A 26,201-nucleotide genomic window follows, 5' to 3' on the forward strand; every position below is an offset into this window, starting at 1 on the left:
GGGAGTCCCGGCGGCGGCTCGCCTCAGGCGGTGATCAGCTTGATGTCGGTCTTGACCCAGCCGGAGAATTTCTCGCCGGCAAGCTCGCGCAGGCCGTAGTCGATGCCCATGGCCGCCATCTGCGCGCCATACTGCTCGACGGTGGCGAGCATCTTGCCGTCCTTCAGCAGCGGGCCGACGGCCGGGATGTTGTCGAAGCCGACGACCTTGATCTGGCCGGACTTGCCGGCCGCGTCGATCGCCTTGACGACGCCGAGCGCCATGGAGTCGTTGGCCGCCATCACGCCCTGGATGTCCGGATGCTGGGTGAGGAAGTTGGTCATCAGCGTGTTGGCTTCCTCGGTCTCCCAATGCGCGGTCTTGGAATCGAGCAGGTCGAGGCCGTTTTCCTTCACCGCGTCGTCGAAGCCGAGCTTGCGTTCCTTGGCGTTGTCGGCCTCGGGATTGCCTTCGAGGATGACGACCTTGCCGCCCTTGCCCAGCGCCTTGCCGAGCGCGTCGCCGGCGAGCTTGGCGCCAGCGCGGTTGTCCGGCCCGAAGAAGGCGAGGTCGATGCCGGCCTTCTTCTTGGCCTCGGTGTCGAGCGAGACGTCGATGTTGATCACCTTGATGCCGGCCTTCAGCGCCTTGGCGATCGGCGTGACCATGGCTTTCGAATCGGCCGGGGCGACGACGATGATGTTGTAGTTCTGGGTGATGAAGTTCTCGATGGCGTCGACCTGGGCGGCGAAGTCGCGCTCGTCCTTCATGCCGACGGCGGCGAAATCGAACTTGTCCTTGTTCTTCGCCGCATACTCCTCGGCGCCGGCCTGCATCTGCTTGAAGAACTCGTTGGCGAGCGACTTCATGACCAGGCCGACCTTCGGCTTGTCGGCTGCAAGCGCCGGGCCGAGCGGCAGAGCGAGCGCGCCGGCAGCTAAGGCGCTGGTCTTCAGGAACTGGCGGCGTGAGAATGGGCCAAACCCGTGCGTGTTCGAAATCTTGCTCATTAGTCTCCTCCACTTGATTGAGCCGTAATCGGTTACGTAACCGATTACGCGACAAAGTAGATTGTTATTTTATCAGATGTCAACGTCGAGGGTAAGGATGGGAGGAGGAGCGCCGGCGCCGAAGCTGCCGATCTCCCCACTTGCGGGGGAGATTAAGCCTCACCGCCACCCCAGCGCCGGCGCGACGTGCTTCAGGATCGACTCGATGACATGGGCGTTGTAGTCGACGCCGAGCTGGTTGGGCACGGTCAAGAGCAGCGTGTCGGCCTCGGCGATCGCCTCGTCCTCTTTGAGCTGTTCCACCAGCTTGTCCGGCTCGTCGGCATAGGTGCGGCCGAACACAGCGCGCTTCTCCGGCTCGATATAGCCGAAATGGTCCTCGCCCTCGCTGCCGCCGAAATAGGCGCGGTCCATGTCGTTGACGAGGGCAAAAATGCTGCGGCTGACCGAGACGCGCGGCTCCCTTGTATGGCCGGCTTCCTTCCAGGCGGCGCGGTAGGCTCTTATCTGCTTGGCCTGCTGGACATGCAGCGGCTCGCCGCTCTCATCGAATTTCAGCGTCGAGCTTTGCAGGTTCATGCCAAGCTTGGCCGCCCATACCGCGGTCGCGTCGGTGGCGGCGCCCCACCAGATGCGGTCGCGCAAACCAGCCGAGAAGGGTTCGAGCCTGAGCAGGCCCGGCGGGTTGGGGAACATCGGTCGCGGGTTGGGCTGGGCAAAGCCCTCGCCGCGCAACAGGTCGAGGAAGATCTCCGAATGCCGGCGCGCCATGTCGGCGTCGCTCTTGCCCTCTTCCGGCACATAGCCGAAATGGCGCCAGCCATCGATCACCTGCTCAGGTGAGCCGCGGCTTATGCCCAGCTGCAGCCGCCCGCCGGCGATGAGGTCTGCAGCGCCCGCGTCCTCGGCCATGTAGAGCGGGTTTTCATAGCGCATGTCGATGACGGCGGTGCCGAGCTCGATACGGCGGGTTTTGGCGCCCGCCGCGGCAAGCAACGGAAACGGCGAGGCGAGCTGCCGGGCAAAATGGTGGACGCGGTAATAGGCGCCGTCGGCGCCGAGCTCCTCGGCCGCGACCGCGAGGTCGATCGACTGCAGCAGCGCGTCGGCGCCCGAGCGCGTGCCCGATTGCGGCGAGGGCGACCAATGCCCGAACGACAGAAATCCGATCTTCTTCATGGTTCCATTCCTGCTGGAGCGATCCATCGGCCGCTCGAACTCCCTGTTGCTCCAGCAGATAGCCAGGGCAGTGGCGCGATACAACGGACACCGAACGGATACAGACCGTCAACGGGTAAGGCCCCCAGCGCGCCGGTCGGTCCCATGATCCACGGCCGGCGTTGTCACACGGATGTAATGAACATTTCGGAGTGTCAGTGCCGTAGCGATTGCTACAGAACCTCCTGGCGAACGGCCGACCATCATGACATCCGACGATTCCGCCGACCGGCAAAGCGCTTTCGACGATCGCGTCGAGGCGGCCTTCGAAACCCTGCCGCCGGCCGAGCAGCGCATGGCGCGTTTCTTCGTCGGCCAGAAGCAGGCGGTGCTGCTGGGATCGGCGGCCGAGATCGCCGCGCTTGCTGGCGCCAGCGACGCAACCGTGGTGCGCACCGCCCGCTCGCTCGGCTTCGACAGCCTGTCGGCGCTGCGCCAGGTACTGCTGGCGGACCTGACCGGAACGGCCTCACCCGGCAGGCGGCTGGCCCGCACCTTGCAGGAGACGGGCAACGACAGCGCCGCGGCGCTGCGCCATGTCGTCGGCCTCCATGAAAGCGCGCTCGAGGCGCTGAAGCGGCCGGAGATGGAAGCGTCTTTCGCCAACGCCGTCGATCTCCTGGCCGCCGCCCGTCGCCGCCACATCTTCGGCATCGGCCCCTCGGGCGCCATGGCCGAATACGCGGCCCTGCAATTCAACAGGATCGGCCTGCCGAGCAGCGCGCTTTCTGTGTCGGGCGTAGCGCTTGCCGACCGCCTGCTGTGGCTGGAAAGCGGCGATGCCGTGTTGATGATGGCCTACGCACCGCTTTACCGCGAGGTCGAGATCGTCCTCGACCAGGCCGGCCTGCATGACGTGCCGGTGGTGCTGATCAGCGACAATCTCGGGCCGCTCGTCTCCGACAAGGTGGCTGCGACGCTGCCGGTCCCGCGCGGCAAGGCCGACCACCTCGCCACCCATGGCGGCACCATGGTGCTCATCGAGGCAACGATCATCGCCCTGGCGGCGAAGGCCGGCGAGACCGCGTTCGACAGCCTGGACCGGTTGAGCGGCCTGCGCGGCGCGATCGACAAGGCATGGATAAAACGCGGGACGCGCAAGAAGTAAATGCCGCTGACATAAAAATGTCAGTTAAAGAGGTATACTATACAATTGGCATTACTTTGCCTTCTCGAAACAACAGGAGAGCGAGATGACTATAAAGACAACGCTTGGACTTGCGTTGAGTTTGACGGTTCTATCCATCGCCGCGCCGGCCTGTGCCGCGGATCTGGTGCTCTATGACGCGCTCGACTTTGCCGGTCCGGTCGCCAAGGCCTTCCAGGCCAAGACCGGGCTGACCGTCGACATCGTCGAGCCCGGCAGCACCGGCGAAACGCTGGGCAAGATCGCCGCCGAGGGCAATAACCCGCAATTCGACATCGTCTGGCTCGACGGCTCCGCCGTTATGGAGCGCATGGCGGCCGACCACGTGCTGCAGCCGGTGCCGGCCGATGAATTCGACAAGATCGCCTGGACCGATCTCGGCAAGTCGCTGATCCCGCAGAGCCACGCCTTCCTGCCGACCGGCACCAGCACCACCGCGATCGAGGTCAACACCAAGAAGGTCAAGGCCGACAAGATGCCGAAATCCTGGGCCGACCTGCAGGGCTTCGCCGGCAGCGTCGCCGCCAAGGACCCGAACCTCTCCGGCCCGGCCTATCAGTGGCTTGCCGGCCTGTTCCAGACCAACGGCGTCGATGCCGGCAAGGAGCTGCTCGCCAAGACGCTGACCAACAAGTCGCTCTCGGGGCTCTCCAGCGGCGGCAAGGTCAACAAGGCGGTGCTGACCGGCGACGCCTCGGTCGGTATCAACCAGGACAGCGCCATCTTCTCCAAGATCGCCGCCGGCGAGCCTGTCGTCGCCGTCTATCCGAGCGAGGGTTCGGTCTCGCTGCCGCAGGGCCTCGGCATCAGCGCCAGGACGCAGCATATGGATGCCGCGCGCAAGTTCATCGAATTCGTCACCAGCGCCGATGGCCAGGCCGCGATGCAGAACGGCGACGACACCGACTTCTTCTACATTCCGATCGTCAAGGGCGTGAACCCCAAGCCCGGTCGCGAGACCAGCATCGCCTACACCCATCTCGACGACGCGACGGCCTCGGCGCACGAGACGGAGTGGAAGCAGTGGTACAAGGAAAAGTTCGTCCAGTGACCGCGCTCGCCTGGCAATGACGATGGTGCAGAAATTCGATGCCGCCGCCGGCGGCATCGGCTCGAGCGGGTGGGCGCGCGGACGCCTGCCCGCGCTGGCGCGCCTTGGCGGGCCGCTGGCGGTCTATGCTGTCTTCGCTCTGTTGATCGGCCTGCCGCTGGCGCTCGTGCTGCTGCAGGCCGTGGTGCCTGGGCTGTTCGCGGTCGACGGCGCGCAAGGCCTCTTCAGCGCCGAGCCGCTCGCGCGCGTCTTCTCCTCACCCTATATCGCCGGCTCGATCCTGCATTCGCTGGAGCTCGGCCTGCTTGCGGCCCTGACGACGACCATGCTCGGCGGCGCCTTCGCCGTGCTGGTGCAGCGTTGCGGCATCCCGCTGCGCGGCCCGCTTTCGCTGGTGCCCTGGCTGGTGTTCCTGACGCCGTCCTATCTGAAGGCGCTGGCCTGGGTGCTCTTGATGTCGTCCGGCGGCTACCTGGCGCAGCTTGGCCTTTTGCCGCCTTGGCTCGGCGCTTCCTTCTTCGGGCTGGCCGGCCTGGTCTTCGTGCACACGCTGAGCCTCTTCCCGCTCGCGGCTTTCATCATCGGCAGCGCGCTGGCGGGGCTCGGCAGCGAGCTGGAGGACGCCGCGCGCCTGTCGGGCGCCGGGCCGCTCAGGATCTGGCTGCGCGTCAACGGCCCCTTGCTGGCGCCGGCGATCGTGCTGAGCTTCATCGCCACCTTCGCCGAAGTGCTCTCCGATTTCGGCCTGGCCTCGACGATTGCCAGGATGTCGAGCTTCGGCGTGCTGACCTATGGCATCTATGCCGCGGCAAGCGACTATCCCGTCGACTTCCCTGCCGCCGGCGCGCAGGCCCTGGTGCTGCTGGCGCTGGTTCTGCTCGTCGTCGTGGCCGACAGGCTGCTGCGCCGCCGCGCCGATCCGCGGCTGATTTCCGGACGAGCCAGGCCGGTCCGGCGCTATCGGCTTGGCGCCTGGCGCTGGCTCGCTCTTGCGATGGCACTGCTGGTCGCCTTCCTCGCGCTCATATTGCCGCTCGGCGCCATCACGGTGCGGGCGCTCACCAGCACGCTCGGCAACGGTCTGGCGCCGGACAATTTCACCCTCGCCAATCTCGGCGCGGCGCTTAGCCTGCACACGGCGGCCAATGAAGGGCTGATGCGCAGCCTCTTTTACGCCGGCTTTGCGGCGGTCATCGCCAGCACGCTGGCCTTGCTGCTTTCGGCCCAGCTCGATCGTTCGAGCCCGGTCATGCGCACCGCGGTGCTTGGCCTCTCGCTCGGCGCGGTCGCGATCCCCGGCATCGTGCTCGGCTTCGGCTACATCCTGGTCTGGAACCGGCTGCCTGGTTTCCGCGACTGGCCGTTCCCGCATTACGGCGACGGCTCGCTGCTGGTCATGGGCTATGTCGCGGCGGCGCTGCCCTATTGCCTGGTCGTCATCCTCTCGGCCGTCGGCCAATTGGCGCCGAGCCTGACCGACGCCGCGCGGATCTCCGGCGTCGGCGCGGTCCGGCGTCTCATCTCGGTGACCTTGCCGCTGATCCTGCTCAGCGTCGTCACGGCCTTCCTGCTTACCTTCATCCGCACCGTGTTCGAATTGCCGATGTCGCAGATGCTGATCCCGCAAAGCGGTCCGCCGGCGCCGACGCTCATCCTGAAATTGTTCAGCCATGACCGCGACGGGCTGGCCTGCGCCATCGCGCTCGCCGCCATGGCCGCCGCCGGCGGCGCCGCGGCGTTGATCTGGTATCCGCTCAAGCGCTTCATTGCATTTGGCCGGCCGCAAGGCACTCCGGCCGCGTCGGGAGAGCCGGCATGACCGCTTCGCTCCATTGCGCCGGCATCTCGAAGTCGCTCGGCGGGCGCGCCGTGCTCAGCAACCTCGACCTCGCCATCAGGGCCGGCGAGGTGGTCTCGCTGCTCGGCCCGAGCGGTTCCGGCAAGACCACGCTGCTGCGCAGCATTGCCGGGCTGGTCGACCCCGACAGCGGCACGATCGCGCTCGGCGACCGTGTCGTCTGGAGCGAACGATCCGTCCTGCCCGCTGAAAAGCGCAGGATCGGCATGGTGTTCCAGGACTACGCGCTGTGGCCGCATATGACGGTGGCCGGCAACCTGTCGTTCGGGCTGCGCGCGCAGCGGCTCGCCGAAGCGGAGATCGCCGTCCGCGTCGGCCATGCGCTGGAGGTCGCGCGGCTCGCACCCTATCGCGATCGCTACCCCTCGGAACTGTCGGGTGGACAGCAGCAGCGCGTCGCCATCGCCCGCTGCCTTGCGGCGCGGCCGGCGCTGATGCTGTTCGATGAGCCGCTCAGCAATCTCGACGCAGCGCTTCGCGAGGACATGCGCATCGAGATGATGGAGCTGGTGCGCCGCGAAGCTGCCACCGTCATCTATGTGACGCATGACCAGGCCGAAGCCATGGCCGTTTCGGATCGCATCGCTGTGATGCGCGACGGCCGCATCGCCCAGTTCGACACGCCGAGGGCGATCTACGAGCGGCCGGCCGATTCCTTCGTCGCCGGTTTCATCGGCGGCTTTTCGGTGGTGCCCGGCACCGTGCGCGACGGGCTGTTCAGCGTGCGGGGCGCCGCCGCCGACAGCCTGCGCACGCCCGGGGCGAAATCAGGCGACGGCATGCTTGTGGTCCGGCCGGAAGACGCGCGGCCCGCCGAGGCGCATCCCGGCAACCGGCTGCAGGGCAAAGTGCTGTCGAGCGCCTTCCAGGGGCGCTGCTGGCGGCTGGCGGTGGAACTCGGCCCGCAACGCGTCCGCCTCGACTGGCCGGAAGCGCCGCCGGTCGGCTCCTCGCTGGCGTTCTCGCTGCCGCCCGAACGCTGTATCGTTCTCGCCAACTGATGATTCCGAACTGTAGGATGCCTGCATGCATGGCCTGACACCCATACTTTCCACCATGACGGCCTCTTTCCTGGCCTCCTTCGTCGAGGTGGTCGAAGCCTTCACGATCGTGCTCGCCGTCGGCGTGACGCGCAGCTGGCGCCCGGCGCTGACCGGCGCGGCGCTGGCGCTTGCCGTGCTGGCGGCGCTGGTGCTGGCGTTCGGACCGCTGCTGGCGCTCGTTCCCATCACCGTCCTGCAATTCGTCGTCGGCGTGCTTTTGATCCTGTTCGGCATGCGCTGGCTGAGGAAGGCGATCCTGCGCAGCGTCGGTGTCATCGCGCTGCATGACGAGGAGCAGGCCTTTTCCAAGGAGACGGCCGCGCTGCAGCGGCAGGCCGACGACCGCCGCGCCGACTATTTGGCGGCCGTCGCGTCGTTCAAGGCGGTGCTGCTCGAAGGCGTCGAAGTGGTGTTCATCGTCATCGCCGTCGGCGCCGCGCATGGCCAGACGCTCTATGCCGGCCTCGGCGCGCTGGCCGCCTTCGTGCTGGTGATGCTGATCGGCCTCGCCGTGCACCGGCCTTTGGCGCGCGTGCCGGAAAACGCCCTGAAATTCGTCGTCGGGCTGATGCTGACCAGCTTCGGCGTGTTCTGGACCGGCGAGGGCCTCGGCGCCGAGTGGCCGGGCGCCGACCTCGCTCTGCTCGCCATCTTCGCCATCATTGCCGCCGCATCCTTCGCCATCGTGCGCTGGCTGCGCGGCGCCTATCCGACGCCCGCCGAAGGAGTCGCCCGATGACCATGATCCGTCTTGTCTTCAAGGAGCTCGTCGGCATGTTCGTCGACGACGGCAGCCTGGCGCTGCTGGCGCTGATCCTCATTGCACTGATCGCCGCCGCGGTGAAGTTCCTGGGGCTGCCGCCGCTCGTCGGCGGCTGGCTGCTTCTCGCCGGCTGCCTGGCAATTCTTCTGCAGAGCACGCGCCGCGCCGCGCGCGGCAGGCCGCGCTGATCATCGTTCATTTCGGTGAAGCAGCGCGAACGCTGGAGGTGGGCGGAAGCCTCCTAACCTCGTCATCCACGGGCGGAGCGACGCGAAGCGGCGTCGCGGAGACCCTGGAATCCATGCCGTGCCCTCAGCCGTGGAATGCAGCGAGGCAGAATTCTGCACCGTTGTGACGCTTCAAAGTAATGGCATGGATCCTATGGTCTGCGCGCGTCGCTTCGCTCCTTGCTCCGCCATAGGATGACGATCGCAATGGGCGCTTCAGTCAATCTCAAAGCATGCCGCCTGCCAAGGCAAAGCATAGCCGCCGGCCAAATCCGCGCCGGAAACCTAATAGACCGTGAAAAGCGTCGGCAAGTCACCGCTGAGGCGGAAATACTCCACCGCCTCGATGACCGGGAACAGCGCCAGGAAATAGAGCCCGTCGCGGAACGTGTTCCTCAGCGCGCGCGTCGAAAACAGCCATTGCGCCTCGTCGCGGTAAAGCAGCGGATTCGGCCAGAAGCGCGGCGTGCGGTCGGCATAGGCCGCGTAAGCCGCACCGAACTTGCCGGCGAGGTATTCGGCCTCCTTGCGCGCGGTGAAGCGGAAGACGAGGAAGCTCGCCAGGCCAAGCATCGCGGCGGCCAGCACCGAGCCGAACATCAGGCCGATGCCGGCAGCGCCGACGGTCGAGAAGAAATAGAGCGGGTTGCGGGTCATCGAGAACGGACCGGACATGATCAGCTCGTCATTCTTCCTGCCGCCGACGAAGAGGATGCTCCACAGCCGGCCAAGGAAACAGATCAGCACCATCGCGAACCCGATCGTCTCGACGATTTCGTGCCCGTCCGACCCTTCGGCCAGCGCCGGCTTGCTGAACAGGAGCAGGATGACGGCAAGCACGGCGGCCGCCTGCACGACGATCAGGCGCTTGTGCTGGTCGAACGCCTTCGGCGCCGATTTGAGGGACGTATAGGCCATTCTTCTCACCGCTCCGGCGCCGACAGGGGCGCCGAGGCTTCTCTAGCTGTTCCGCCGCGCGATGACGAGGCCCGATGGAGGTTTTCGGCCGACCTTACGAATTTGTAAGCGCGCGGACAGGCCGCGGTGAATTCGCCCGTCTAGCCTGACGATCGCCGCCAAACGCGATTTCGGGCGGCGAATGGATCATCAACCTCGGGATAATGTCATGAACAAATTTGCCCTTGCTTTCGCCTTTGCCGCTGCCGCGATCATCGTTCCCTTGTCTTCGGCCGTTGCCGCTCCGACGCCTTGCGAGACCGCGTTGAAGGACCTGCGCGCCGCCGAGGCCAAGGCGACACCCAGCGATGCCGACAAGAACAAGGTTTCCGAACTGGAGACGAAGGGCATCGAGCGTTGCAACGCCGACGACGACAAGCGCGCCGACGACTTCTTCGCCCAGGCCATGAAGATTCTTGGCAAGTAAGCGGCGGAGGAACCGGAAATGGATATCGCCATGACCGTGGCAAGCCACGCACACGAGTCCGAATTGAACCGCGTCCCGGACGTCGCCATCGATTTCTGGCTGATCAAGATCATGGCGGTGACCATGGGCGAGACGGCGGCCGACTATCTCGCCGTCAATCTCGGCCTCGGCCTTACCGCGACATCCTTGATCATGAGCGGCATCCTGGTGGTCGCGCTTGTCCTGCAGTTCGCGCGGAAGCGCTACGTGCCCTGGGCCTATTGGCTCGCGGTCGTGCTGATCAGCGTCGTCGGCACCTTGGTCACCGACAACCTCGTCGACAATTTCGGCGTGCGGCTGGAGACGACGACGATCGTCTTCTCGGTCGCCCTCGCACTGACTTTCGCGGCCTGGTATGCCAGCGAAAAGACGCTCTCGATCCACACCATCTTCACCACCAGGCGCGAGATCTTCTATTGGCTGGCGATCCTGTTCACCTTCTCGCTCGGCACGGCCGCCGGCGATCTGGTGGCCGAGCGTTTCGACATGGGTTATCTCACCACCGGCGTGATCTTCGGCGGTGTCATCGCGGCGATCGCGCTCGCCTGGTTTTTCCTCGGCCTGAACTCTATCCTGGCCTTCTGGCTCGCCTATATCCTGACCCGGCCGTTCGGCGCCTCCTTCGGCGACCTGCTGTCGCAACCGGTCGAATATGGCGGCATGGGCTTCGGCACCACCGCCACCAGCCTGACCTTTCTCGGCTGCATCGTGGTCATCGTTCTCTATATGACGCTGAGGAACCTGATCGACGAAGACGAACAGGCCCTGCTCGACTAAAACGCTTCTCGCAAAAATGTGTTGCGGCCTTCGCTCCGGCAGCGCGTAAAAACAGATGGTTAGAGCAATTCCAGCAACGGGTGGCGCGGGATTTTCCGTCAGGAACCGCGTCAAACGAAGAGATAGAGACCGGCCAAGAAAAAGCCGCAGCCGGCGCTACCATGCCGGTGAGGTTGAGGCGGCAAGGACAGCACGGGGCGATGCGACTTCTGCTTGTTGAAGACGATCCGAGAACCGCCGATTACATCGTCAGGGGACTGACCGAGGCCGGCCATGTCTGCGATTTGCTGCGCGACGGCCATGACGGCCTCTTCGCCGCGACCCGCAACGCCTATGACGTGATCGTCGCCGACCGCATGGTTCCCGGCCTCGACGGCCTGTCGATGATCAAGGCGGTGCGCGCCGCCGGTATCCGCACGCCAGCCATTTTCCTGACCTCCATCGGCGGCGTCGACGACCGCGTCGAGGGCCTCGAAGCGGGTGGCGACGACTATCTGGTCAAGCCCTTCGCCTTTTCCGAGCTGCTCGCCCGCATCCATGCGCTCGGCCGCCGGCCGGCGGCGCAGGAGCAGAAGACGGCGCTGCGCGTCGCCGACCTCGAAATGGACCTGATCCTGCGCCGCGTGACCAGGCAGGGCCAGCCGATCGACCTGCAGCCGCGCGAGTTCAGCCTGCTCGAAGTGCTGATGCGCGGCGAGGGCCGCGTCATCACCCGCACCATGCTTCTGGAGCGCGTCTGGGATTTTCATTTCGACCCCAAGACCAGCGTCGTCGAGACGCATATCAGCCGGCTGCGGGCCAAGGTCGACAGGCCCTTCGACGTGCCGCTGATCCACACCGTGCGCAACACCGGCTACAGCCTGCATGTCCCGGCCTGATCTCACGGCCGCACGTGCGGGGCGACCCACCGCGATCGCATGAACGAGACACGCTCCAGCCTGCTGCGCAGCACGCCGTTCAGGCTGGCGCTGACCTTCGCCTTTCTGTTCCTGCTGGCCTTCATCCTGTCCGGCGCGATCGTCTATCAATTGATGAGCGCCTCGCTCGCCAGGCAGCTCGATCAATCGATCAAGGAGACCTATTCGCTGATCGCCGCGACCTATGCCGAGAGCGACGAGGAGGATCTCGTCTCCACGGTCAGGGACCATGCCCAGTTCAGCCAGGACAAGGACGAGATCTTTTCCCTCACCGACAAGGACGGCAACCGCCTTGCCGGGGATTTCACAGCCTCCGCGCTGCCGGACGGCTTTTCCATGTTCGCCGCCAATTTGCCGGGCGTGCCGCCCGACACCGAGTATCGCGCCTATTCGGGCGTGGTCGGCGACAACAATTTGACGGTCGCCTTCTCGCTTTCGGAAACCGAGGATCTGGAAAGGATCGTGCTGATGAGCTTCGGCTGGGCCACGCTCTTCATCACCGTCCTGGCGATCGTCGGCGGCGCCGTGCTTGCCTCGCGCGTCCAGCGGCGCCTCGACGGCATTGCCAGCACCATGGTCGACGTCTCGCATGGTCGCCTCGATGCGCGCATTCCGCTGATCGGCAGCGGCGACGACATCGACGCCGTCTCGGCCCAGGTGAATGCGGCGCTCGAGCGCCTGTCGGCGCTGGTCGACGGCATGCGCGAAGTGAGCGCCAACATCGCCCATGACCTCAAGACGCCGCTCAACCGGCTGCAGATGATCCTGGAATCGGCGGCCGACAAGACGGTGTCGGGCGAGGACGTCTCGACCGAGCTGACCGACGCCCGCGCTGAGAGCCAGCAGATCAACAGCACCTTCGACGCTTTGCTTCGCATCGCCCAAATCGAAGCCGGCGCCCGCAAGGCGCGCTTCGTCGATCTCGATGTCGGCCCGATCGTCGAGACCATCGGCGAAGTCTATGCCGACGTTGCCGAGGATGACGGCAAATCCTTATTCACTGGGATTATTCCGGGTACGAAATGGTATATTCACGGTGACCGCGACCTGCTGATGCAGATGCTCGCCAATCTGGTCGAGAACGCGCTCAGGCATTGCCCGCCGGGCACCGCGATCGAGCTCTCGGTGACCAGGGAAGGCAGCCACGTCCTCGTCCATGTCCGCGACAATGGTCCGGGCATCCCCGCCGAAGAGCGCGAAAAGGTGTTCCGCCGGCTCTACCGGCTGGATGCGAGCCGCACGACGCCGGGCAGCGGCCTGGGCTTGAGCCTGGTCAAGGCGGTGGCCGACCTGCATGGTGCGGCAATAACGCTCGAGGACCGCAACCCGGGTCTCGGCGTGACAATCAGCCTTCCGGCCGTGCGAGTTCCAGATGCCTGAGGCAGGCGGAGCCCGCGTCCCGGCCGCCTTACGCATTTGTATAGCCCCCGCCAGCCGCACGAAAACTCCGGTCTCTAGGCTTGTGCCGTTCCCGCCGGATCGGGAGCGCGGCCCGGCGAGGTTCGGGCCAGCAACCTCAGAGAAGAAAGGAAAGAAGATGAAAAAATCCGTCATCGCAGCCGCAGCGATCGTGGCTCTCGCCTCCGCGACCGGGGCCTATGCCAAGGCGGCCAGCGGCACCATCGCCAGCGTCGACAAGAAGGGCGATTCCTTCACGCTGAGCGACGGCAAGACCTTTGCCCTGCCCGAAAACATCGAGGTTGAGACCCTGAAGGTCGGCGAAAAGGTCACCGTCACTTATTCCGCCAAGGGCGGCAAGCTCTTGGTTTCGGCCGTCCAACCGGCCAACTGAGCCGACAAGCACGACACGCCGGCAGGGTTCTCCCTGCCGGCGACGCCATTCGGCGATGCTACCGCGCGGCGCCTGCCCGGCGGAAATCGGAAGGCGACATGCCGGCAAGCTTGCGGAAGGATTTGTTGAAGGCGCTGAGCGAGCCGAAGCCCGATTCCATGGCGACCCTCAGCACATTGGCGTCCTCATGCATCAACAGCGCCTGCGCGTAGCTCAGGCGCAGCAGATTGACATATTCGTTAAGCGTCATGCCGGTCGATTTCTTGAACAGGCTCATGGCGTATTTGGGATGGATGTCGGCGGCGGCGGCAATGGTCACGCAGTCGATGTCGTAGAGGAAATTCTCGGCGATGTAATCGCACATGCGCCCGACATTGCGCGAGGATTGCTGGTCGAAGGGATTGCCCGCCCCTTGCCCGGCGGCCGCTCCTGGCACCAGGCGGTAGGGCTCGAAGCGCACCCGCTCGAGCCTCAAGAGCAGCTCGTTGACGGCGTGCTCGGCCCTGGCCGGATCGCCCGAGCGCGCATATTCGTTCCAGCGCTTGAAATTGTCGTTGTCCGACTGGTCGGTGGCGTTGGTCACCAGGGTCGCGCCGGTCATCAGCCGATGGCGTATGTCGGCCGGCAGATGCAGGCGGAAGAAATGCACCAGCGGCAGATGCGCGCCAGCATAGACGGCGTCGTCGGAGAGGTCGTCCATCTGGTGCGGCAGGCCGCCCCAGAACAGGCACATCTCGCCGGCAGACAGCGCAATCTCGTGCTCGGCCATGCGATAATGCACCGAGCCTTGCACGATGAAATTCACCTCGACCTGGGCGTGCCAGTGCGGCTTCAGCATCACCAACGGGTGGTTGTGGAACATCTGCAAAACAAGCGGCAGTCCTTCGACGCTGCTCGCGCCAGGCTGGTAGAATGGACGCCCCGGCATCTTACTTTCCGCCAACTTCTTATTCCCTTCGACGGGGACAAGCCTTCCGCGCCGCATAGTCTAGCCACGCTCACAGTGAGAGAGCAAATGAAATGGGAGGATTTCAATGCGCACTACACTGACCTGCGCCGCGCTTATGCTTGCCCTGGGCTCCGGCCCGGCCCTGGCGCAGTCCGGCGAGATCACCATCTGGAGCTGGAACATCGCCGCCTCGTCGTTGAAGGCGACGGTGGAGGGCTTCAACAAGAAATACCCCGACATCAAGGTCACGGTTCAGGACCTCGGCAACCAGCCCACCTATGACAAATCGATCGCCGGCTGCGCCGCCGGCGGCGTCGGCCTGCCCGATATCGTCTCGATCGAGAACGGCGAGGCGGAGAATTACTGGAGCCAGTTCCCGGACTGCTTCGTCGACCTGCACACGCTGGGCTACAGCGCCGAGGACCAGAAGAAATTCCCCGACTTCAAGCGCACCGAGCTCGAAGTCGGCGACAAGGCTTACGCGATGCCCTGGGATTCCGGCCCGGTGGCCGTCTTCTACCGCCGCGACTTCTACGAGAAGGGGGGCGTCGACCCGGCCTCGATCAAGACCTGGGACGATTTCATCGCCGCCGGCAAGAAGATCCAGGCCGCCAATCCGGGCGTGTCGATGACCAATGCCGATTTCAACGGCGACACCGAATTCTTCCGCATGATCTCCAACGAGCAGGGCTGCGGTTACTTTGCCGAGGACGGCCAGTCGATCACCGTGGCCGAGCCGAAATGCGTCGACGCCCTGACCAAGGTCAAGGAGATGAAGGACGCCGGCATCATGTCGTCGGCCGACTGGTCGACCAAGATCACCAACAACACCGCCGGCACCGTCGCCAGCCAGGTCTATGGCGGCTGGTATGAAGGCACGATCCGCACCGAATCGCCGAAGGAGAGCGGCAAATGGGGCGTCTATCTGATGCCGAGCCTGACCGCCGACGGCCCGCGCGCCGCCAATCTCGGCGGCTCGTCGCTGGCCATCACCTCGGCCTCGAAGAACAAGGAGGCGGCTTACGCCTACCTGAAATATACGCTGGAGACCAATGAGGGCCAGATCACCATGCTGAAGGATTTCGGACTGGTGCCCTCGCTGATCTCGGCGCTCGACGATCCTTATGTCGCGCAAGGGCAGCCCTATTGGGGCGACCAGGCGGTCTGGAAGGATATCCTGGCGACCCTGCCCAAGGTGGTGCCGAGCCGCGGCACGCAGTTCCAGAGCGACGCCGAGATCATCATGCGCGCCGTGCAGACCAAATATCTGGCAAGCGGCTACCCCGACGCCAAGGCCGCGCTCGACGACGCCGCCAAGCAGATCGCCGCCGCGACTGGTTTGCCGGTGAAGTAGGCGTCGCTTTTTCCTTCTCCCCTTGTGGGAGAAGGGAAAGACAGAGAAAGGAGGAAGACGATGCGCACGCAGAACGCCACCGCGTACCGCTTCCTCACGCCTTACCTTTTGATCTTCGCCATCTTCTGGATTTGGCCGATCATCTCGTCCTTCCTGATCTCCTTCCAGGCGACGCGCACCGTGCCGTGGCGCTTCGCGCCGGCCTTCAACTGGGGCCGCCTGATCGGCGACCCCGCCTTCTACAACGCGCTGAAGAACACGCTGCTGATCCTGGTCATCCAGGTGCCGGTGATGATTGCGCTGGCGATCGTCATGGCGGTGCTGCTGAACTCGCCGCTGCTCAAGGCGCGCGGCCTCTACCGCTTCGCCTTCTTCGCCCCGGTGGTGGTCGGCGAGGTCGCCTATTCGGCCGTCTTCCGGCTGATGTTCAGCCTCGATTTCGGCATCGTCAACAAGCTCTTGAACAGCGTCGGCCTGCCCAAGATCGACTGGTTCTCCAACGTCACGCCGGCCATGGCGCTGATCATGATCGCCGTGACCTGGCGCTGGGCGGGCTACAACGCCATCATCATCCTGGCCGGCCTGCAGTCTATCCCCGAGGAGGTCTACGAGGCGGCGACACTCGACCGTGTCAGCCGGCTGAAGCAGTTCTTCTACATCACCTTGCCATTGCTGAAGCCGGTCATCGTCTTTTGCGCCGTGCTGTCGATCATCGGCACCATGCAGCTCTTCACCGAGCCGTTCCTGATCACCGAGCGCGGCGGACCGGGCGGCGGCACCGAGACGCTCGGCCTGCTGCTTTATCGCCAGGGTTTTCGGTCGCTCAACTTCGGCTACGCTTCCGCCGTCGCCTACACCATGGCCGGGCTGGCCATCGCCATCACCCTGGTGCAGCTCTGGCTGATGAGGGAGCCGAAATGACCTCGCGCTCGCAGGCAAGGCTCGGGCGCGTCATTGCGCTGCATTTTTTCCTGACGCCGCTGGCGCTGGTCTGGCTGTTCCCGCTGTGGATGATGGTGGTGTTTTCCACCATGCCCGACAACGGCATCTTCAGCCCCGGCATCGAGCTTCTGCCGCACGACAATTTCCTCGACAATGTCGCCAACCTGCAGCGCGACACCAATTTCATCGGCGCCATCGGCATCTCGGTCTCGGTCGCGGTGACCTACACGATCCTCTCGGTGCTGCTCACCTCGATGGCCGGCTGGGCGCTGGCGCGCTACGAATTCCACGGCAAGGGCGCGGTGGTGGCGATCATCTTCGGCACCATCACGCTGCCCTACGCGGTGGTGCTCATCCCGCAATTCATCATGGTGGCGCGCGACTTCGCTCTGGCCAACACCTGGATCGCGCTGATCGTGCCGCCACTGTTCAATTCGCTGGGCGTGCTCTTCATGCGGCAGGCCTTCTCGATGATGCCGGCGGAGCTGTTCGACGCGGCGCGCGTCGAGGGCGTCAAGGAATGGCGCATCTTCCTGTTCGTGGCGCTGCCGCTGGCCCGCCCGATGCTCGCGGCGCTCGCGATCATTCTCTTCCTCGCCTCGTGGAACAACTATCTCTGGCCGCTGCTGATCAACAGCCAGCCGGGCGCGATGACCGCGCCGGTGGCGCTCGGCACGCTGATCGGCCTGACCAAGGTTTCGTGGGGCGGCATCATGGCCGGCGCCGTCATGCTGACGGTGCCGATGCTCGTCGTCTTCGTGCTGTTGCAGCGTCATTTCATCGCCGGCATCGCCGCCGGCGCGGTCAAGTAGGAAGGAGCGCAATGGCGGCCGTCACCCTCACCAATGTCGTCAAGCGCTTCGGCGTCTTCGAAGTCGTCCACGGCGCCAACATCGACATCGCCGACGGCGAGTTCGTCGTCTTCGTCGGCCCCTCCGGCTGCGGCAAGTCCACGCTTCTGAGGATGATCGCCGGGCTGGAGGACATCAGCGGCGGCGACATCGCCATCGGCGGCAAGGTGATCAACGATGTCGAGCCGGCCGAGCGCGGCATCGCCATGGTCTTCCAGTCCTACGCGCTCTACCCGCATATGACGGTCGAGCAGAACCTCTCCTTCGGCCTCAGGATGAACGGCAACCCGAAGGCCGACACCGATCGCCGGGTTAGCCGAGCGGCGGAGATCCTGCGCATCGACGAATTGATGCAACGCCGGCCGAAACAGCTCTCCGGCGGCCAGCGCCAGCGCGTCGCCATCGGCCGCGCCATCGTGCGCGAGCCGCAGGTTTTTCTCTTCGACGAGCCGCTCTCCAATCTCGACGCTGAGCTAAGAGTCCAGATGCGCGTCGAGATCTCGCGCCTGCACAAGGAACTCGGCGTCACCATGATCTATGTGACGCACGACCAGACCGAGGCGATGACGCTGGCCGACCGTATCGTCGTGCTGAAGGCCGGCAATGTCGAGCAGATCGGCGCGCCGCTCGATCTTTACGACGACCCGGCAAACCGTTTCGTAGCCGGCTTCATCGGCTCGCCGAAGATGAATTTCCTCAGCGCCAAGGTCGTGGAGATCTCCAACAGCGCGGCAATCGTCGAGCTCATCCATCATGGCGGCGCGCGGTTGCGCAAGCCGCTCGCCGAAGCGTTTCCCGCCCTTGATGCGGAGGTCGTGCTCGGCGTCAGGCCGGAGCATTTCTTCGAGGCGGGCGAGGGCGATTGCGACATCCCGGTCAAGGCCGACGTCGCCGAGCATCTCGGCTCGGTGAGCTACGTCTACGCCAATGCCGGGCCGGAGGAGCTGATCGTCGAGCGCGAGGCCTCGCGCCAGCGCGCCAGCGGCGATCATTTCACGGTTTCGATCAAGGCGGAACGCGCGCTGCTCTTCGACAAGAAGGGCGCAAGGATCCGTTGACCCGCAAGTTTCTTTGCCGGCATGCCAGGCGTGGCGGCGACCCATGGAGTATTTGATATGACATCCTCATCCACGAAAATCCGCTGGGGCATCCTCGGGCCAGGCAGCATCGCCAAATCCTTTGCCGGCGGCGTGGCGCAGTCGCGCACCGGCGAACTGGTGGCGCTCGGCGCCCGCAATCCGGGCAAAGCGGGGCTTGCCGAGACCTTTCCGGGCGCGCGCATCCTCGACGGCTATGAGGCGCTGCTTGCCGACAAGGACGTCGACGCCGTCTACATTTCGATCCCGCATCCCGGCCATGCCGAATGGGCGATCAAGGCTGCCGAGGCCGGCAAGCATGTCTTATGCGAAAAGCCGCTGGCCCTGACCGCCTTCGAAGCCGACGCCATGATGCATGCGGCGCGCAAGGCCGGCACCTTCCTCGGCGAAGCCTTCATGTACCGGCTGCATCCGCAGACGCTGCAGCTGGTCGAGCTGATCAAGTCGGGCGCCGTCGGCGATGTGCGCATGATCAAGTCGAGCTTCGGCTTCGCCATGCCGGGCTTCATGCCGGAGCACCGGCTTTACGCCAGCGAGCTCGCCGGCGGCGGCATCCTCGATGTCGGCGGTTATCCGGTGTCGATGGCGCGGCTGATCGCTGGCGCCGCGATCGGCCAGCCTTTCGCCGAGCCCGACAAGGTTGTGGGCGCCGCCCATCTCGGCCAGTCCGGCGTCGACGAGTGGGCTTCCGCGCTGCTGCATTTCTCCGGCGGCATCGTCGCCGAAATCTCCGGCAGCATCTCGCTCGACCAGGACAATGTGCTGCGCATCCTCGGCACCAAGGGCCGCATCGAGGTGCCCGATTTCTGGTTCGCCGGTGGCAACCGCGATGTCGGACCGGGCCGGATCGAGGTGATCCGGTCCGGGGCCGCTCGCGAGGTGATCAGCCTCGGCGAGACCCGCCACCTCTATTCCTTCGAGGTCGACGCCGCCGGCGAGGCGATCCTCGCCGGACGGCAGGAATTCGCCTGGCCCGGCATGTCCTGGGCCGAGAGCCTCGGCACGCTGCGCGTCCTCGACAGATGGCGCGCCGCTGTCGGGCTCGAATACGAGATCGAGAAGCCGGCTAAGCGTGTCAACACCATTTCCGGCCGGCGGCTCAGGACCAACGGCGCCGCCATCGGCAAGCGTGACATTCCCGGCCTGTCGATACCCGTCTCGCGGCTTGCGCTCGGCTTCGAGGATTTCCGCACCTTCTCCTCCGGCTCGATCCTGCTCGACGCCTATTTCGAGGCCGGCGGCAATCTGTTCGATACCGGCTTTGTCTATGGCGCCGGCTACACCGAGACGCTGCTTGGCCAATGGCTCGCCAATCGCGGCATGCGCGCGCAATCGGTGATCATCGCCAAGGGCGCGCATTCGCCGCTCTGCTATCCCGACGTGATCGGCAAGCAGCTGGCACAGTCGCTCGACCGGCTGCAGACCGACCATGTCGACATCTATTTCATGCATCGCGACAACCCGGACGTGCCGGTCGGCGAATTCGTCGACGCCATGGACGCGGAGGCCAAGGCCGGCCGCATCCGCGGCCTGGTCGGCGGCTCCAACTGGACGATGGAGCGCATGGATGAAGCGATTGCCTACGCCGAAAAGAACGGCAGGCAGAAGCCCGGCGCGCTCTCCAACAATTTCTCGCTGGCCGAGATGCTGGAGCCGATCTGGGCCGGCTGCGTCACCTCGTCGACCGACGCCTGGAAAGCCTGGCTGGCGGCGCGGCAGATGCCCAACTTCGCCTGGTCGAGCCAGGGCCGCGGCTTCTTCACCGACCGCGCCGGCCGCGACAAGCATAACAGCGAGGAGCTGGTGCGGGTCTGGTATTCGGAAAAGAATTTCGGCCGCCGCGACCGCGCCATCGAACTGGCCCGAAAGCTCGGCAAGAGCCCGATCCATGTCGCGCTGGCTTACGTGCTGGCGCAGCCCTTTCCGTCCGTGCCGCTGATCGGCCCCCGCACGCTGGACGAGTTGGAGGACAGCCTCAAGGCGCTGGATATCAAGCTGACGCCGGAGGATGTGGCCTGGCTGGACGAGGGACCGGAAAGGCGGCGGGCTTAGGGGATAGACCACGAGCGAGATGACGGGCGTCGCGTCCCTTCGCCCCCCTCTGCCCTGCCGGACATCTCCCCCTCAAGGGGGGAGATCAGATGTCACGCCGGCTTTCGCCAATCACCAATGTTGCAGAAAAGGTGCCAGCGTCGAAGCTGCCAATCTCCCCCCTTGAGAGGGGGGCCTCGCGCCGGCGCCTCCTTCGTCATTCTAGGGCGGAGCAAGGAGCGAAGCGACGCGCGCAGACCCTAGAATCCATGCCGTGACGGTTGAGAGCCGCCACGGTCCAGAACGCTCACCAGCCGATCCCGCGAAACAGCTCGAACCATTCCGGATTGGTCTTCTCGATCAATTCCACCTTCCATTGGCGTGGCCAGCGCTTCAATGACGTCTCACGCTGGATGGCGTCAGTGATGTCAAAATGCTCTTCGTACCAGACGAGGCGCTGCACGCCGTAACGGCTGGTGAATCTGGAGCCCTGGCCGGTCTTGTGCTCGGGCATACGGCGAGCAAGGTCGTTGGTGACACCAATATAGATCGTGCCGCCTTTCTGGCTTGCGGTCATGTAGACGTAGCCTGTCATGTGACGATCTTATCTGGCGCCGTCGCCAGCCGCTATTCTGGACCGTTGCATTCTATGGCCAATGTCACGGCATGGATTCTAGGGTCTGCGCGCGTCGCTTCGCTCCTTGCTCCGCCCTAGAATGACGAAGGAGGTATCGGCGCTCTACGGGAGGCGATCCCCCTCTGGCCTGCCGGCCATCTCCCCCGCAAGGGGGGAGATTGGCAGCTTCGCCGCCCCGCCAACATCTCAGGCCCCCCTACCGATCCACCCTTGTCGACAAAATAATCGACGACGAGGTCCGCTCCACCCCGTCCATCGCGCCGATCCGGTCGAGCAGCGCGTCGAGATCCCGGATCGACGGCGCGTCGACGATGACGATCATGTCGAAATTACCGCTCACCGAATGCACCGTGCGGACCGGCGCCATCGCTTCCAGGCTGCGCACCACCTTGTCGGCGAGCTTCGGCGTCACGGTGAGCAGCACATGCGCCTTGACCAGCCCTTGCTCATAATCGGGCGACAGCCTCACCCCATAGCCGGCGATGATGCCGCGCTGCTCCAGCCGCTCGATGCGGCTCTGCACCGTCGTGCGCGACACGCCGAGCTGTCTGGCCAGCTCAGCCGTCGAGGCGCGGGCGTTGGCGCGCAGCAGGGTAAGCAGGGCTTGTTCGGCTTCTGTGATCATTTCGACGAAACCTTTCGGCAGATCGCTTAAAGTTCGGCTTCATATTGCCAGATTCCACGCTTCCTTTCGACAGGCAAGCTGCGAAGATTCTCGCCAATCGAATTGGCCCAAATCAGGATTGGCAGGGGATATTGATCATGAAGAACATCGCTGTCGTCGGCGCCGGCAAGATCGGTTCGACCATCGCCGAAATGCTGAGCGCCACGGGCGACTATCGCGTCACGCTCGTCGACCGCTCGGCCGCCCAGCTTGCCGCCGCCGAACTGCCGGCTGGCGTCGAGACGCAGGAGCTCGACATCGCCGCCACGGGCGAACTCGAAAAAGTGCTTGCCGGCAAATTCGCCGTACTGAGCGCCGCACCCTTCCACCTCACCACCCGCATCGCCGAGGCGGCCGCCGCCGCCGGCGTGCACTATCTCGACCTGACCGAGGATGTCGTCTCGACCCGCCGCGTCAAGGAGCTGGCGCGCGACGCCAAAAGCACCTTCATCCCGCAATGCGGCCTGGCGCCGGGCTTCATCTCGATCGTCGCCAACGATCTCGCCAGCCGCTTCGACACGCTGGAAAGCGTGCGCATGCGCGTCGGCGCGCTGCCGCAATATCCGTCCAACGCGCTGAACTACAACCTCACCTGGAGCACCGACGGCGTCATCAACGAATATTGCGAGCCCTGCGAGGCGATCGTCGAGGGCGAGCTGATCGAAGTGCCGCCGCTGGAGGAGCGCGAGGAATTCTCGCTCGACGGCGTCACCTATGAGGCCTTCAACACCTCCGGCGGTCTGGGCACGCTCGCCGAGACGCTGAAGGGCAAGGTGCGCACGCTGAACTACCGCACCATCCGCTATCCCGGCCACGCCGCGATCATGAAGGCGCTGCTCAACGATCTGGGGCTGCGCCACCGCCGCGACGTGCTGAAGGACATCTTTGAAAGCGCGCTGCCTTCGACGCTGCAGGACGTGGTCATCGTCTTCGTCACCGTCTCGGGCCGCCGCAACGGCCGGCTGCTGCAGGAGACCTACGCCAACAAGATCTATTCGCAGCGCGTCGGCAGCATCGTGCGCAGCGCCATCCAGATCACCACCGCCTCCGGCATCTGCGCCGTGCTCGACATGCTGGCCGACGGCAGCCTGCCGGCGAAGGGTTTCGTGCGCCAGGAAGACATCGCCCTCGACACCTTCCTCGCCAACCGCTTCGGCCGCGCCTACGCCCAGCACGAGATGGCGAGCCGGCTCGCGGGCTGAGGGCGCCTTTCCTCTCCCCCGTCGATCGGGGGAGAGGTGTCGAGCGAAGCTCGACGGAGTGGGGGTCGACCTGCGCCGGCCGTTGTTATTTCAGCCGGGGCGATACATCGCCTTGATTAGGCGCCGTAGCGAGTTGTCAGCGGCAGCGCATCTGAGCAGCGCCTTCCCCCACTCCGTCGCCGCTTCGCGGCGCCACCTCTCCCCCCTCCGGAGGGAGAGGAAGGGAGCTTGGCAGACTAAGTTCGCGCCTTTCCTCTCCCCCGTCGATCGGGGGAGGTGTCGAGCGCAGCTCGACGGAGTGGGGGTCGATCGCCGCCGGACTCAAACATGCAGCGCGTGGCCGAGCGCCTTCAGCGCCGCTTCCTGGAAACCTTCGCCCTGCGTCGGATGCGCATGGATCGTGCCGGCGATATCTTCCAGCCGCGCGCCCATCTCGAGCGCGAGACCAAAGGCTGCCGCCAGTTCCGACACGCCTTGCCCGACCGCCTGGATGCCCAGCACCAGATGGTTGTCCGCGCGCGCCACGACCCGCACAAAACCGTCCTCGCCCTGCTTGGTCATCGCCCGGCCGTTGGCGGCGAAGGGGAACTGGCCGATCTTGATCTCGCCGGCGAGCGCCTTCGCTTCTTCGGGCGACAGCCCGGCGGTGACCAGCTCCGGATCGGTGAAGCAGATCGCCGGAATGGCGCGCTTGTCCCAGCTTCTTTTGTGGCCGGCGACGATCTCGGCCACCATCTCGCCCTGCGCCATGGCACGGTGCGCCAGCATCGGCTCGCCGGTGACGTCGCCGATGGCAAAAATGCCGCGCATCGAGGTGCGGCACTGGTCGTCGATGCGGATGAATTTTCCCGCCTTGTCGAGGTCGATCTGCTCCAGGCCCCAGCCCTCGGTCAGCGGCTTGCGCCCGACCGTCACCAGGATGCTGTCGGCGGTGAGTTTGGCATTCTTGCCGTCGGCCGTCTCGACCAGCAGCGCGTCGCCCTTGGTCGACAATCCGTTCGCCTTTGCTCCTGTAATCATCTCGACGCCGAGCTCGCCGAGCCGCTTCAGCACCGGCCGGGTCAACTCGGCATCATATTGCGCCAGCACGCGCGGCAAGGCCTCGACCACGGTGACCTTGGCGCCCATCTTGGCGAAAGCCATGCCGAGCTCGAGCCCGATATAGCCGCCGCCGACGACCGCGAGCTTCTTCGGCACGTCGGTCAGCGCCAGCGCTTCGGTGGACGAGATGACCGGCCCGCCAAAGGGCAGGAACGGCAATTCGACCGGCGCCGAGCCGGTGGCGATCACCACCGTTTCGGCGCGGACGACCTGCGTGCCGGTCTCGGTCTCGACCTCGACCGTCTTGCCGTCCCGGAACGTCGCCCAGCCTTGCACGGTCTTGACCTTGGCCTTCTTGAGCAATCCGGCAACGCCGCTATTCAGCCGGCTAACGATCCCGTCCTTCCAGGCGACGGTTTTTGCGAGCTCCAGCGTCGGCGCGGCGACCTTGATGCCCAGCGGATCCTTGCCGCCGGCCATATGCGCGACCTTCTCGAACTCTTCCGCCGCATGGATCAGCGCCTTGGACGGGATGCAGCCGACATTGAGGCAGGTGCCGCCCGGCTTGCCTGCCTCGACGATGACCGTGTCGACGCCGAGCTGTCCGGCGCGGATGGCGCAGACATAGCCGCCCGGACCGGCGCCGATGACCAGCAGCTTGCAGGAGATCTCTTTCATGATGGCACCTTATGTTGCGGCCTGGGGAACATAGGTCGCGATCCTTCGCGCCCCCCTCTGTCCTGCCGGACATCTCCCCCACGAGGGGGGAGATCAGCAGCTTCGGAGCGCCGCCCATTCCTGCTGCGTCGGAGATTGGCGAAAGCCGCGGCAACGTCTGATCTCCCCCCTCGTGGGGGAGATGCCTGGCAAGGCAGAGGGGGGCGCTGTCCCGCCGGCATCTCGATCGTTCCGCCCCCTCAATCCACGAAGATCAGCGCCGGCGTCTCGAGCAGCGCCTTGATCCGCTGCACGAACACCGCGGCATCCCAGCCGTCGATGACGCGGTGGTCGAAGCTGGACGACAGGTTCATCATCTTGCGCGGGATGAACTGCGTGCCGTCCCATACCGGCCGCACCATGATCTTGTTGACGCCGATGATCGCCACTTCCGGATAGTTGATGACCGGCGTGGTCGCGACGCCACCCATGGCGCCGAGCGAGGTGATGGTGATGGTCGAGCCTGAAAGCTCCTCGCGCGTCGCCGTGCCGGACTTCGCCGCGTCGGCCAGCCGGTTGACTTCGACAGCGCAGTCCCACAGATCGCGCGCCTCGGCATGCTTGACCACTGGCACCACAAGCCCGTTGGGCGTCTGGGCGGCGATGCCGATATGGATGCCTTCGTGCTGATGGATGATGCCGGCATCGTCGTCGAACTGCGCGTTGAGATTGGGCTGCTCGGCGATCGCTTTGACCATCGCCCGCATCAGGAAAGGCAGCAGCGTCAGCTTGGGCCTTTCCGCCCCCTTGGCCCCGCGCTTCTCCTTGTTCAGCGTCGCGCGCAATTCTTCCAAGGCCGTGACGTCGATCTCCTCGATATAGGTGATGTGCGGGATGCGCGACTTCGCCAGCGACATCCTTTCGGCGATCTTGCGCCGCAGGCCGACGACCTTGATGTCCTCGACGCCGTCCTTCCGGGCAAGCCCGGTCGCGCGGGCCAATTGCGGGCCGCGCGCGACGAACGCATCGATGTCTTCATGGCTGATGCGCCCGGCCGGACCACTGCCCGCGACCTGGCGCAGATCGATACCGGCCTCCCTGGCGCGCAGCCGGACGGCCGGCGAGGCCAAGGGTTTTTCGCCTTCCGCGCGCGGCGCGGCTGAAACGGAGGCAGGGCGCGTGGCCTTCGGCGCGGCGGCGGTCGTCTTCGGCGCCTCTGTCGGCTTTGGTGCCGCCTTCGGCGCGGCCGGCGCCGGTTTTGCCTCGGCCGGCTCAGCCGGCGCTTTCTCCTCGGATGCAGGCGCGGCGACCGCCTTCACATTGCCCCCGCCGGCCACCTTCAGCCGCACGATCGGCGAGCCGATCGCCACCGTGTCGCCGATCTCGGCGCCGAGCCAAAGGATTTCGCCATCGACCGGCGACGGAATCTCGACGGTCGCCTTGTCGGTCATGACGGCGGCGAGGACCGTGTCCTCGCGCACGAGGTCGCCGACCTTGACATGCCATTCGACGAGCTCGGCCTCGGCGACGCCTTCGCCGACATCGGGCAGCTTGATGATATGTTCGCCCAA

At 65.3% G+C, this 26,201-nt stretch carries 25 protein-coding genes; 17 read left to right on the forward strand and 8 right to left on the reverse strand.

What is annotated here, in order from left to right; all coding sequences use genetic code 11:
• Window positions 1–23 precede the first annotated feature (23 nt).
• Together FJ418_RS07925 and FJ418_RS07930 are read right to left on the reverse strand one after the other, a co-directional pair.
• Window positions 24–989 (reverse strand): sugar ABC transporter substrate-binding protein, encoded by a 966-nt coding sequence (locus tag FJ418_RS07925; RefSeq protein ID WP_140659067.1) that lies wholly within the window; start codon window positions 987–989, stop codon window positions 24–26.
• 159 nt (window positions 990–1,148) lie between these two features.
• Window positions 1,149–2,168 carry an LLM class flavin-dependent oxidoreductase gene (locus FJ418_RS07930; RefSeq protein ID WP_140864692.1) on the reverse strand — a complete coding sequence of 340 codons (1,020 nt, stop codon included), beginning with the start codon at window positions 2,166–2,168 and terminating at the stop codon, window positions 1,149–1,151.
• 244 nt (window positions 2,169–2,412) lie between these two features.
• On the opposite strand from FJ418_RS07930, the gene FJ418_RS07935 reads away from it, so the two are divergent.
• The 6 genes from FJ418_RS07935 (at window position 2,413) to FJ418_RS07960 (ending at window position 8,257) form a co-directional block, all read left to right on the forward strand.
• Complete coding sequence (locus tag FJ418_RS07935; protein WP_140864694.1) at window positions 2,413–3,315, forward strand: MurR/RpiR family transcriptional regulator; 903 nt, start codon at window positions 2,413–2,415, stop codon at window positions 3,313–3,315.
• A gap of 85 nt (window positions 3,316–3,400) precedes the next feature.
• Window positions 3,401–4,405 (forward strand): extracellular solute-binding protein, encoded by a 1,005-nt coding sequence (locus FJ418_RS07940; protein WP_140647225.1) that lies wholly within the window; start codon window positions 3,401–3,403, stop codon window positions 4,403–4,405.
• 22 nt (window positions 4,406–4,427) lie between these two features.
• Window positions 4,428–6,224, forward strand: coding sequence for an ABC transporter permease subunit (locus FJ418_RS07945; RefSeq protein WP_181166867.1), 1,797 nt, complete (start codon window positions 4,428–4,430; stop codon window positions 6,222–6,224).
• The gene (locus FJ418_RS07950; protein ID WP_181166868.1) at window positions 6,221–7,264 is read left to right on the forward strand and encodes an ABC transporter ATP-binding protein; all 1,044 of its coding nucleotides are present in this window, start codon (window positions 6,221–6,223) and stop codon (window positions 7,262–7,264) included. Before FJ418_RS07945 ends, FJ418_RS07950 begins: the two co-directional genes overlap by 4 nt.
• Window positions 7,265–7,289: 25 nt before the next feature.
• Window positions 7,290–8,045, forward strand: coding sequence for a COG4280 domain-containing protein (locus FJ418_RS07955; protein WP_140864698.1), 756 nt, complete (start codon window positions 7,290–7,292; stop codon window positions 8,043–8,045).
• Window positions 8,042–8,257, forward strand: a complete 216-nt coding sequence (locus tag FJ418_RS07960) for a hypothetical protein (protein ID WP_140864700.1) — start codon at window positions 8,042–8,044, stop codon at window positions 8,255–8,257. The genes FJ418_RS07955 and FJ418_RS07960 overlap by 4 nt, the downstream gene beginning before the upstream one ends.
• 324 nt (window positions 8,258–8,581) lie before the next feature.
• Here FJ418_RS07960 and FJ418_RS07965 read toward each other — a convergent pair whose 3' ends face one another.
• Window positions 8,582–9,214, reverse strand: a complete 633-nt coding sequence (locus FJ418_RS07965) for an isoprenylcysteine carboxylmethyltransferase family protein (protein ID WP_140659073.1) — start codon at window positions 9,212–9,214, stop codon at window positions 8,582–8,584.
• A 208-nt stretch (window positions 9,215–9,422) separates the two neighbouring features.
• Here FJ418_RS07965 and FJ418_RS07970 point away from each other — a divergent pair, with 208 nt between their 5' ends.
• The 5 genes from FJ418_RS07970 to FJ418_RS07990 all read left to right on the forward strand — a co-directional run bounded on the left by FJ418_RS07970 (window position 9,423) and on the right by FJ418_RS07990 (window position 13,205).
• Complete coding sequence (locus FJ418_RS07970) at window positions 9,423–9,680, forward strand: hypothetical protein (RefSeq protein ID WP_140864701.1); 258 nt, start codon at window positions 9,423–9,425, stop codon at window positions 9,678–9,680.
• A gap of 18 nt (window positions 9,681–9,698) precedes the next feature.
• Entirely contained in the window at window positions 9,699–10,496 is a 798-nt protein-coding gene (locus FJ418_RS07975; RefSeq protein WP_246682977.1) for a hypothetical protein, read from the forward strand.
• Between the two features lie 200 nt (window positions 10,497–10,696).
• On the forward strand, window positions 10,697–11,374 hold the full coding sequence (locus FJ418_RS07980; RefSeq protein WP_042645381.1) for a winged helix-turn-helix domain-containing protein: 678 nt from the start codon (window positions 10,697–10,699) through the stop codon (window positions 11,372–11,374).
• Window positions 11,375–11,413: 39 nt separating this feature from the next.
• Complete coding sequence (locus FJ418_RS07985) at window positions 11,414–12,793, forward strand: ATP-binding protein (protein ID WP_140864703.1); 1,380 nt, start codon at window positions 11,414–11,416, stop codon at window positions 12,791–12,793.
• 157 nt (window positions 12,794–12,950) lie between these two features.
• Window positions 12,951–13,205: a DUF1344 domain-containing protein gene (locus FJ418_RS07990; RefSeq protein WP_140659076.1), complete on the forward strand. Its 255-nt coding sequence runs from the start codon at window positions 12,951–12,953 to the stop codon at window positions 13,203–13,205.
• A 58-nt stretch (window positions 13,206–13,263) separates the two neighbouring features.
• Here FJ418_RS07990 and FJ418_RS07995 read toward each other — a convergent pair whose 3' ends face one another.
• Window positions 13,264–14,133, reverse strand: a complete 870-nt coding sequence (locus FJ418_RS07995; protein WP_140647233.1) for a helix-turn-helix domain-containing protein — start codon at window positions 14,131–14,133, stop codon at window positions 13,264–13,266.
• A 106-nt stretch (window positions 14,134–14,239) separates the two neighbouring features.
• On the opposite strand from FJ418_RS07995, the gene FJ418_RS08000 reads away from it, so the two are divergent.
• The 5 genes from FJ418_RS08000 to FJ418_RS08020 are packed head-to-tail and all read left to right on the forward strand — an operon-like array spanning window position 14,240 to window position 20,450.
• Window positions 14,240–15,508: an ABC transporter substrate-binding protein gene (locus FJ418_RS08000; protein ID WP_140864705.1), complete on the forward strand. Its 1,269-nt coding sequence runs from the start codon at window positions 14,240–14,242 to the stop codon at window positions 15,506–15,508.
• A 60-nt stretch (window positions 15,509–15,568) separates the two neighbouring features.
• Complete coding sequence (locus tag FJ418_RS08005) at window positions 15,569–16,429, forward strand: sugar ABC transporter permease (RefSeq protein WP_140864707.1); 861 nt, start codon at window positions 15,569–15,571, stop codon at window positions 16,427–16,429.
• Window positions 16,426–17,262: a carbohydrate ABC transporter permease gene (locus tag FJ418_RS08010; protein ID WP_140864709.1), complete on the forward strand. Its 837-nt coding sequence runs from the start codon at window positions 16,426–16,428 to the stop codon at window positions 17,260–17,262. The genes FJ418_RS08005 and FJ418_RS08010 overlap by 4 nt, the downstream gene beginning before the upstream one ends.
• An 11-nt stretch (window positions 17,263–17,273) precedes the next feature.
• A complete protein-coding gene (gene ugpC / locus FJ418_RS08015; protein WP_140864711.1) occupies window positions 17,274–18,359 on the forward strand; it encodes a sn-glycerol-3-phosphate ABC transporter ATP-binding protein UgpC in 1,086 nt (361 codons plus the stop codon).
• Between the two features lie 57 nt (window positions 18,360–18,416).
• On the forward strand, window positions 18,417–20,450 hold the full coding sequence (locus FJ418_RS08020) for an aldo/keto reductase (protein ID WP_140864713.1): 2,034 nt from the start codon (window positions 18,417–18,419) through the stop codon (window positions 20,448–20,450).
• A gap of 286 nt (window positions 20,451–20,736) precedes the next feature.
• Here FJ418_RS08020 and FJ418_RS08030 read toward each other — a convergent pair whose 3' ends face one another.
• Together FJ418_RS08030 and FJ418_RS08035 are read right to left on the reverse strand one after the other, a co-directional pair.
• On the reverse strand, window positions 20,737–21,024 hold the full coding sequence (locus FJ418_RS08030; protein WP_140864715.1) for a GIY-YIG nuclease family protein: 288 nt from the start codon (window positions 21,022–21,024) through the stop codon (window positions 20,737–20,739).
• Window positions 21,025–21,262: 238 nt separating this feature from the next.
• Window positions 21,263–21,691 (reverse strand): Lrp/AsnC family transcriptional regulator, encoded by a 429-nt coding sequence (locus tag FJ418_RS08035; RefSeq protein WP_140836102.1) that lies wholly within the window; start codon window positions 21,689–21,691, stop codon window positions 21,263–21,265.
• Window positions 21,692–21,828: 137 nt separating this feature from the next.
• On the opposite strand from FJ418_RS08035, the gene FJ418_RS08040 reads away from it, so the two are divergent.
• Window positions 21,829–22,932, forward strand: a complete 1,104-nt coding sequence (locus tag FJ418_RS08040; protein WP_140864716.1) for a saccharopine dehydrogenase family protein — start codon at window positions 21,829–21,831, stop codon at window positions 22,930–22,932.
• A 321-nt stretch (window positions 22,933–23,253) separates the two neighbouring features.
• On the opposite strand, the gene lpdA is transcribed toward FJ418_RS08040, so the two are convergent.
• Both lpdA and FJ418_RS08050 read right to left on the reverse strand, forming a co-directional pair.
• On the reverse strand, window positions 23,254–24,651 hold the full coding sequence (gene lpdA / locus FJ418_RS08045) for a dihydrolipoyl dehydrogenase (RefSeq protein WP_140864718.1): 1,398 nt from the start codon (window positions 24,649–24,651) through the stop codon (window positions 23,254–23,256).
• Window positions 24,652–24,890: 239 nt separating this feature from the next.
• A complete protein-coding gene (locus FJ418_RS08050; RefSeq protein ID WP_140864720.1) occupies window positions 24,891–26,201 on the reverse strand; it encodes a dihydrolipoamide acetyltransferase family protein in 1,311 nt (436 codons plus the stop codon).

It is taken from the genome of Mesorhizobium sp. B2-8-3, from assembly GCF_006440815.1.
Lineage (GTDB): Bacteria > Pseudomonadota > Alphaproteobacteria > Rhizobiales > Rhizobiaceae > Mesorhizobium.

Bases quoted from the DNA above. Each gene is read 5' to 3' on its own strand.
- FJ418_RS07925 (WP_140659067.1), bottom strand. From the start codon at position 989: ATGAGCAAGATTTCGAACACGCACGGGTTTGGCCCATTCTCACGCCGC.
- FJ418_RS07930 (WP_140864692.1), bottom strand. From the start codon at position 2,168: ATGAAGAAGATCGGATTTCTGTCGTTCGGGCATTGGTCGCCCTCGCCG.
- FJ418_RS07935 (WP_140864694.1), top strand. From the start codon at position 2,413: ATGACATCCGACGATTCCGCCGACCGGCAAAGCGCTTTCGACGATCGC.
- FJ418_RS07940 (WP_140647225.1), top strand. From the start codon at position 3,401: ATGACTATAAAGACAACGCTTGGACTTGCGTTGAGTTTGACGGTTCTA.
- FJ418_RS07945 (WP_181166867.1), top strand. From the start codon at position 4,428: ATGGTGCAGAAATTCGATGCCGCCGCCGGCGGCATCGGCTCGAGCGGG.
- FJ418_RS07950 (WP_181166868.1), top strand. From the start codon at position 6,221: ATGACCGCTTCGCTCCATTGCGCCGGCATCTCGAAGTCGCTCGGCGGG.
- FJ418_RS07955 (WP_140864698.1), top strand. From the start codon at position 7,290: ATGCATGGCCTGACACCCATACTTTCCACCATGACGGCCTCTTTCCTG.
- FJ418_RS07960 (WP_140864700.1), top strand. From the start codon at position 8,042: ATGACCATGATCCGTCTTGTCTTCAAGGAGCTCGTCGGCATGTTCGTC.
- FJ418_RS07965 (WP_140659073.1), bottom strand. From the start codon at position 9,214: ATGGCCTATACGTCCCTCAAATCGGCGCCGAAGGCGTTCGACCAGCAC.
- FJ418_RS07970 (WP_140864701.1), top strand. From the start codon at position 9,423: ATGAACAAATTTGCCCTTGCTTTCGCCTTTGCCGCTGCCGCGATCATC.
- FJ418_RS07975 (WP_246682977.1), top strand. From the start codon at position 9,699: ATGGATATCGCCATGACCGTGGCAAGCCACGCACACGAGTCCGAATTG.
- FJ418_RS07980 (WP_042645381.1), top strand. From the start codon at position 10,697: ATGCGACTTCTGCTTGTTGAAGACGATCCGAGAACCGCCGATTACATC.
- FJ418_RS07985 (WP_140864703.1), top strand. From the start codon at position 11,414: ATGAACGAGACACGCTCCAGCCTGCTGCGCAGCACGCCGTTCAGGCTG.
- FJ418_RS07990 (WP_140659076.1), top strand. From the start codon at position 12,951: ATGAAAAAATCCGTCATCGCAGCCGCAGCGATCGTGGCTCTCGCCTCC.
- FJ418_RS07995 (WP_140647233.1), bottom strand. From the start codon at position 14,133: ATGCCGGGGCGTCCATTCTACCAGCCTGGCGCGAGCAGCGTCGAAGGA.
- FJ418_RS08000 (WP_140864705.1), top strand. From the start codon at position 14,240: ATGCGCACTACACTGACCTGCGCCGCGCTTATGCTTGCCCTGGGCTCC.
- FJ418_RS08005 (WP_140864707.1), top strand. From the start codon at position 15,569: ATGCGCACGCAGAACGCCACCGCGTACCGCTTCCTCACGCCTTACCTT.
- FJ418_RS08010 (WP_140864709.1), top strand. From the start codon at position 16,426: ATGACCTCGCGCTCGCAGGCAAGGCTCGGGCGCGTCATTGCGCTGCAT.
- ugpC (WP_140864711.1), top strand. From the start codon at position 17,274: ATGGCGGCCGTCACCCTCACCAATGTCGTCAAGCGCTTCGGCGTCTTC.
- FJ418_RS08020 (WP_140864713.1), top strand. From the start codon at position 18,417: ATGACATCCTCATCCACGAAAATCCGCTGGGGCATCCTCGGGCCAGGC.
- FJ418_RS08030 (WP_140864715.1), bottom strand. From the start codon at position 21,024: ATGACAGGCTACGTCTACATGACCGCAAGCCAGAAAGGCGGCACGATC.
- FJ418_RS08035 (WP_140836102.1), bottom strand. From the start codon at position 21,691: ATGATCACAGAAGCCGAACAAGCCCTGCTTACCCTGCTGCGCGCCAAC.
- FJ418_RS08040 (WP_140864716.1), top strand. From the start codon at position 21,829: ATGAAGAACATCGCTGTCGTCGGCGCCGGCAAGATCGGTTCGACCATC.
- lpdA (WP_140864718.1), bottom strand. From the start codon at position 24,651: ATGAAAGAGATCTCCTGCAAGCTGCTGGTCATCGGCGCCGGTCCGGGC.